The sequence below is a fragment of the Aminivibrio sp. genome (assembly GCF_016756745.1).
Lineage (GTDB): Bacteria > Synergistota > Synergistia > Synergistales > Aminobacteriaceae > Aminivibrio.
The window spans coordinates 1-6296 of the sequence record NZ_JAESIH010000036.1; the positions used below are offsets into that span (position 1 = coordinate 1).

General features: G+C 60.0%; 7 protein-coding genes. All 7 read left to right on the top strand.

The genetic code is table 11. The features are described 5' to 3' along the window. The first annotated feature begins 165 nt into the window (after window positions 1–165). On the top strand, window positions 166–1761 hold the full coding sequence (locus tag JMJ95_RS04225; RefSeq protein ID WP_290682968.1) for a DUF342 domain-containing protein: 1596 nt from the start codon (window positions 166–168) through the stop codon (window positions 1759–1761). 15 nt (window positions 1762–1776) lie between these two features. Then, window positions 1777–2106 carry a hypothetical protein gene (locus JMJ95_RS04230; protein ID WP_290682970.1) on the top strand — a complete coding sequence of 110 codons (330 nt, stop codon included), beginning with the start codon at window positions 1777–1779 and terminating at the stop codon, window positions 2104–2106. A 28-nt stretch (window positions 2107–2134) separates the two neighbouring features. Beyond that, window positions 2135–2704: a hypothetical protein gene (locus JMJ95_RS04235; RefSeq protein ID WP_290682972.1), complete on the top strand. Its 570-nt coding sequence runs from the start codon at window positions 2135–2137 to the stop codon at window positions 2702–2704. After that, the gene (locus JMJ95_RS04240) at window positions 2694–3332 is read left to right on the top strand and encodes a hypothetical protein (RefSeq protein WP_290682974.1); all 639 of its coding nucleotides are present in this window, start codon (window positions 2694–2696) and stop codon (window positions 3330–3332) included. The genes JMJ95_RS04235 and JMJ95_RS04240 overlap by 11 nt, the downstream gene beginning before the upstream one ends. A gap of 102 nt (window positions 3333–3434) precedes the next feature. After that, the gene (locus JMJ95_RS04245; protein WP_290682976.1) at window positions 3435–3878 is read left to right on the top strand and encodes a S1 RNA-binding domain-containing protein; all 444 of its coding nucleotides are present in this window, start codon (window positions 3435–3437) and stop codon (window positions 3876–3878) included. Then, window positions 3875–4483 (top strand): DUF501 domain-containing protein, encoded by a 609-nt coding sequence (locus tag JMJ95_RS04250; protein WP_290682978.1) that lies wholly within the window; start codon window positions 3875–3877, stop codon window positions 4481–4483. Before JMJ95_RS04245 ends, JMJ95_RS04250 begins: the two co-directional genes overlap by 4 nt. Before the next feature lie 30 nt (window positions 4484–4513). Beyond that, on the top strand, window positions 4514–5902 hold the full coding sequence (argH, locus tag JMJ95_RS04255) for an argininosuccinate lyase (protein ID WP_290682980.1): 1389 nt from the start codon (window positions 4514–4516) through the stop codon (window positions 5900–5902). Window positions 5903–6296 lie beyond the last annotated feature (394 nt).

The following is a 6296-nucleotide window of genomic DNA, read 5'->3' on the forward strand; positions in this document are numbered from 1 at the left end:
GGCAAGGCTCTCGCGGCCCTTCGGGGGATACTCGCTGCGAAAGGGTAAAGAGAGTTTCACCGGCTGAATCCCGGAGCGGCGGGGAGGTCCGGGAAAAAGGAACAAACACGTCGGGGAGGCGGCTTTGCAGACCGCAGCAATATCCCGGCGCCAGGGGGGAAAGGGATGGAAGACGATAGGTTCCAGCTTGAATTCAGGGAGGATGGAGTCTACCTTTCGGCGACCGAAGGGGCCGACTGCTCGATGCCGTCGGTGGTCGGTTTTCTTAAATCGAAGGGCGTGGAGAACTACAACGGCGACGCCGTGATGACCTTCCTGTCCCGGAAGGACGGATCCCCCGTCAAGGTGGCCGAGAGGGACCCGGAGCAGGAAAAGGAAGCCTCCTTCGAAGTGAAGATCTCTTCCGACGCCATGTCCGCCGAACTCTGGATCGAGCCTCCTTTCGCCGGCAAGCCCTGGCCCACGGTGGACCAGGTTATGGAGTTCCTTTCCGCCCAGGGGGTCGTTGAAGGAGTGGACAAGGGGCTTATTTCCGACATGCTTTCTGAAAAAAGAGGCAGATCATGGACTGTCGTCGCTTCCGGAACCCCCGCAATCGACGGTGCCGATGCGGACTTCGACTACAAGGTCCAGTTCGGGGCCGCAAAACCGAAGGAAGAGGACGAGTCCGGGAGGGTGAACCTCAAGAATCTGAATTCGGTGACCGTGGTGATGAAAAACCAGATGCTCGTCGAGAAAATTCCTGCCACGGAAGGGACCGACGGCATCACGGTGAAAGGCACCGTCCTCAAGGCAAAAAAGGGGAAGGACCGGCCGCTTCCTGCGGGAGCGGGAACATACGCCTCCGAGGACGGCCTGTACCTCTATTCCCTCATTGACGGCAATCTTGTCCTGAAGGGGGGCAAACTCCACGTGATCCCCGTCTTCCAGGTGGACGGCGACGTGGACTACAGCGTCGGGAACATTAACTTCATCGGTGCCGTCCTGGTGAACGGAGCCGTCAGGGAAGGCTTCGAGATCGTCTCCTCCGGTGACATAGAGATACGAGGCGTGGTGGAGGGAGCCCATCTCTCCAGCAAGGGGAACATCTCCGTCACCGGTGGCATCCGGGGCATGAACAAGGCGAAGATCGAGGCGGACGGCGATATCACCGTGGGCTTCATCGACCAGGCCCATGTCCGGAGCGGCCGGAGCATCACCGTGACAAATGCCGTACTGCACAGCGATCTTGCCGCCCACGGAAACATCACCGTTCTCGGCGGCCAGAAATCCCAGATCGCCGGAGGGAAAGTGCAGGCAGGCCTCGAGCTTGTCTGCCTCACCCTGGGAAGTGAAATGGGAACCAAGACTGAAGTTATCGTCGGCGTGCTTTCCGAGCTGACCGAGAGAAAAAAACAGCTGCTTGCCCTGCTCGCGGAGACCGAGGAAAAAGGTGAAAAAATAGAAGCCAACCTCTCGTTCCTGAAGAAGCTTGAAGCGGCGGGACAACTCGACGAGAATAAGCGGGCTCTCATGATCAGCCTCACGAAGGCCAAGTTCCAGCTCGAAAGCCGGCTTGGAAGCGCGAAGGACGAACTTGGAAACATCGAGCAGCAGATGGAGAACAGCAAAACCAAGGGGTGCGTCCGGGTGAAGGGCACGTGCTACCCTGGGGTGTCGGTCTCCATCCGGGGACTGACGTATATCGTCCGGGAAAAGCTGCAGTTCTGCTCTTTTATCTATGACGGCGGAGAAGTCAAGGTCAAGCCCTTCGACTACTGACCGGAAGGAAGGTGAATGCCCGTGGTGACTCCTGTGAACATGCAGCTCGCTCACTGGAATCTCGAGCATACCGCCCAGCAGCTCCGGGACCCCTCCGCTGCGGCGTACCAGGCAGGCCGCCAGGGAGAGGGAGCGGCTGCGGCCGTCCACAGGGACAATTCCGTACAGGCGGCGGAGCAGTCTGCCGAGGAAGAACGGATTGGCGCGAAGAAAAAGAGAGACGAGTCGGAAAAAGACGGCAGGAAAGGCAAAAGAAATCTGTCCCCGGGACGCGGAGAGGAACGGGAAGACGACGGAAACCCCGTCTCCGGGGCGGAAACGGGGCGGCTTGATTTTTACGCGTGAGCGGACATCCCCCGAAGGAGGAAAAGGCGTGGCATCCCAGGCAGCAGGCAAAAATCTCGGGTACGTCCTTGTGGACGGAACGGAAGGAACCTTTCGGGGGGCCGTCCTCGTGACGGACTTTCGGGGCATTCCCGCCGACTTCCGCTACACGGACCCCATAACCCCCTCAAAAATCGAAAAGATCCTCTACGGGAACGCCCTCGACGTTTACATCAAGGAAGAACTGATCCTCGAGAGCCTCGTGGGCGCAGTGGAGGTACCGCCGGCCCTGTGGATCTGCAAGGACGGGGAACTTCTGGACCCTCTGGCAAAACTGGCCAAATCAAAGACGATCCTCCTGGCCCCCACGGCGCGTTCCCCCCTTGACGCCACGGGCGATATTGAAAAGCAGAACGATCCGGGGACCTATATCGTTCAGGCCGACGCTGTCAGCGCCCCGCTCCGTTTTACCCTGCCGGGGGGCCGTGTCAGAGAGGAGGACGCCCGGTCGGCGGCTTCCATTCTCGTGGAGGCTGCCGCCACCATGGATCTCCTGGAGCCCTTTTCTCGAATGGGGAAGGCCATGACCGCCCTCGGCGAGGAAAAGAGTGGATCTTGACCGGCTCCGGGAGAATATCGCCAGGCTTTTTCTCGGGAGGATATCCGTCCGTTCCTGGCACTCTGAAAGAGGCGGCGTTGAACCCAGGTCTCTGAAACGGAACGGGGCGGTTCATCCTCTCAGGCCTCCCCGGAGGGCTCTGGGAACGGTTCTGTATGGGGCGTCCATGGAGTCGAGGATATCGGGAGGGCTCCTTCCGCTGCGGGAAACGACACAAAAGGCCAGACCGGGGAAAAAAGCCCTCACCATCCTGCCTCCGGCCGTATACGGCTGGAAAAGGGCGGAGGGGGCAGAAAAGACTCCCGGAAAAGTGGAACCCCTGAAAACCGTGCCGGTAAATAACGGGCTTCGGTTGGTGTCAGGCCTCCCCCAGGAAAGAGAGAGCAGGCTTCCCTACGTCCGGGGGAAAATCCTGCCCCTGGAGGGAGAAATCCTCCTCGCCTTCTATTATCCGGTCATCCGTGACGGGGTGGCGAAAAGTATTCTGAACAAAGAGAGAGGAACGCTCCTTGTTTGGTATAATCCCTACAGTCGAGCCTTTTCTTCCCGGGGCCTTCTTCTTGTCCGCTCGCTGCGGCAGGGAGGGGGACTCGAATGGAGATGGACCGAAATACAGCGACACAGCTAAACTTGCGGGGGTGGTTTCTACCGGAAACATTCGGCACCATGGCGTTTCTTTTTTCCAGGAACATATATCCTGATCCAATACTCGTGGAGGGTAGAAAACCGCATGGCAGATGAAAAAAAAACAGAAAACACCCCCCTCGCTCCCGGGGAAGTGGTGACCTGTACGGTGGAACAGATCATGCCCTACGGCGCCTTCGTCCGGCTGAAGACGGGACAGAGGGCCATGATCCATATCTCGGAGCTTTCCCACAGCTTCGTGAAGAAGGTGGAGGACATTCTCTCCCTCAACCAGGAAGTCCAGGCGAAGGTCATCAAAATCGACGAAAAGGGCAGGATCGACCTTTCCCTCAAGAAGATGGAAGCCCCGAGGCCAGCTTCCTCCAGGGCCTCGTCATCCTTCGGACCGGCGGCGCCTGAGGACGCCAAAAACTCCTTCGAGAAGAAGCTGTCCAACTACCTCAAAGCAAGCGAGGCAAAGATCGCCGACCTGAACAGCAAGCTCAACAATTCCAGGGCGGCAAAGAAAAGAGGCAAACCGGCGAAGTGAACCGGCTGAACGGAAAGCTTTCAGGGGGGCGGATCCGCCCCCGTTCCTTTTTTGAGCCGCCCCGTCCGCGGGATCTTCCGGCCGTCTCGCTCCAGATGAAGGGACGAAAGTTCGATCCTTCAATGGTCATCGGTACCGCCCGGCGGTGTGTCTTCGGCTTCCCGTCCGTCATCGCCTGCAGTCCCCTCCAGGCAGGAAAGCCTTTCCCGACCACGTTCTGGCTTTCCTGCCCTCACCTTGTAAGGCTCTGCGGCGCCCTCGAGTCTGAGGGGGCGGTCACGGAACTCGAACGGCTGAGAATGGAACGGCCTGATCCGTGGACGGAGTACAACCTTTTCCACGCCCGGCTCCGCCTGCTCCTGGTTCACCCCGCCGCCGCCCGCTTTCTTCGGAAATACCGCGGAGGAGTGTGGGGCACCCTGCGCCGGGGAGGGACGGGAGGAATCGACTATCTTTCCCCCGCACGGGGAGGGGCGAAATGCCTCCATCTCCAGGCGGCGTCCTGGCTCGCCCTCGGTTTCCACCCTGCAGCAGATTTCCTGCACAAGGCTCTCGTCCCCCTGCACTGCGCGGCGCCGGCGGCCTCCGGCTGCGTCCGCCGATGAAGATATTTACCCTTGAAAGGAGACACCTCCATGTGGAAGGGCAGATTTTCCGAAAACACCGCCCAGGCAGTCCAGAAATTCACCCAGTCTCTCGATCTCGACTGGGGGCTCGCCTCTTATGACATCGACGGGAGCATCGCCCACGCCAGAATGCTCGGCTCGGTGGGACTGATCCCGGCGGACGAAGCCCGGCGGATCGAGGACGGGCTCAACAGGATCAGGGAAGAGATAGCCTCGGGGGTCCTCGTCCCCACCCAGGAACTGGAAGATGTGCACATGAATATCGAAAGCCGCCTTATCGAACTGCTCGGCCCCACCGGAGCCCGGCTCCACACCGGCCGGAGCAGGAACGACCAGGTGGCGGTGACCATGCGTCTCTTCCTGCGGGACCGGCTTCGGCACCTTGCTTCGGGCATGGAGGCCCTTCTCGCCGTGCTGCTGGAACGGGCGGCCCGGCACAGGGAGATCATCGTTCCGGGCTTCACTCACCTCCAGCAGGCCCAGCCCATCTCTATGGGGCACTACTGGATGGCCCACTTTACCGCCTTTTCCCGGGACTGCGACCGGCTGCTCTTTGCCCTCGAATCTCTCCGGGAGTGCCCCCTCGGCGCCGGAGCTCTTGCCGGGTCCACTCTTCCCCTGAACAGGGAGATGACCGCCCGGGAACTCGGCTTCGCCGCTCCCACGAGAAACAGCCTCGATACGGTGGCGCAGAGAGACTACATGGCGGACTACCACTCCTTCGCCGTCACCTTCGCCACCCACTGCAGCCGACTCGCCGAGGACTTCGTCATCTACTCCTCCCGGGAATTCGGATGGCTTCTTCTTCCCGACGCCTTCTGCACCGGCTCGAGCATGATGCCCCAGAAAAAGAACCCCGACGTCCTGGAACTGCTCCGGGGAAAGACAGGGCAGATCCTCGGCCATTTCCTCGATCTTCTCGTGACGCTGAAGGGTCTTCCCATGACCTACGACCGGGACCTGCAGGAGGACAAACGCGGGCTCCAGGCCTCCCTGAAGACCGTGGAGGAAATGCTTGCCGTTCTGGTCCCTCTCCTGTCGGCGGTGGAAGTGGACGGGGAAAAGGCCGCGGAAGGAATGAACGACGGCTTCCTGCTCGCCACCGACGTGGCCGAATATCTCGTCGCCAAGGGCGTTCCGTTCCGGCAGGCCCATGGAATGGTGGGCGGCCTGGTGAAAGAGTGCATCGCACGAAAAAAAGGGCTCTTCGATCTCACCCGGGATGAATGGAAAAAACTCCTTCCCGAAGCCGGAGAGGACCTTCTTCCGCTTCTCTCGTTACGCTCTGCGGTGGAGCGGCGGAACACCTACGGGGGAACGGCCTTCGGCCAGGTGGCGAAGCAGATTGAGGACGGGAAAGCGTTCCTGGAGAACTTCAGGGAATCTGTCAAACGCTAGATATTGTTCTCGTTCCGGATAAGGCTCGGCCTCAGGATGACAAACAAAAGCCTTCGGCGACGTTTTTTTTGTCGTCCTGACGGCGTACTTTTTGCCGGAAGGACCTCGGGTTTGATTTCTTCGTCCCTCAAGACCGAGATCCTTCGGCCAAGAAGACCGGCCTCAGGATGACAAACAAAAGCCTCCGCGACGTTTTTTTTGTCGTCCTGACGGCGTACTTTTTGCCGGAAGGACCTCGGGCTTGCCCTTGCCTGTCATCCTGAGGGGGGCTTCACGCCCGAAGGATCTCGCTCTTGCCTGCCGTTCTGAGGGGGGCTTCACGCCCGATCGCGCAGCATCCCCGAAGGGGGAGGATCTCCGGTTTGATTTCTTCGTCCCTCAAGACCGAGATTCT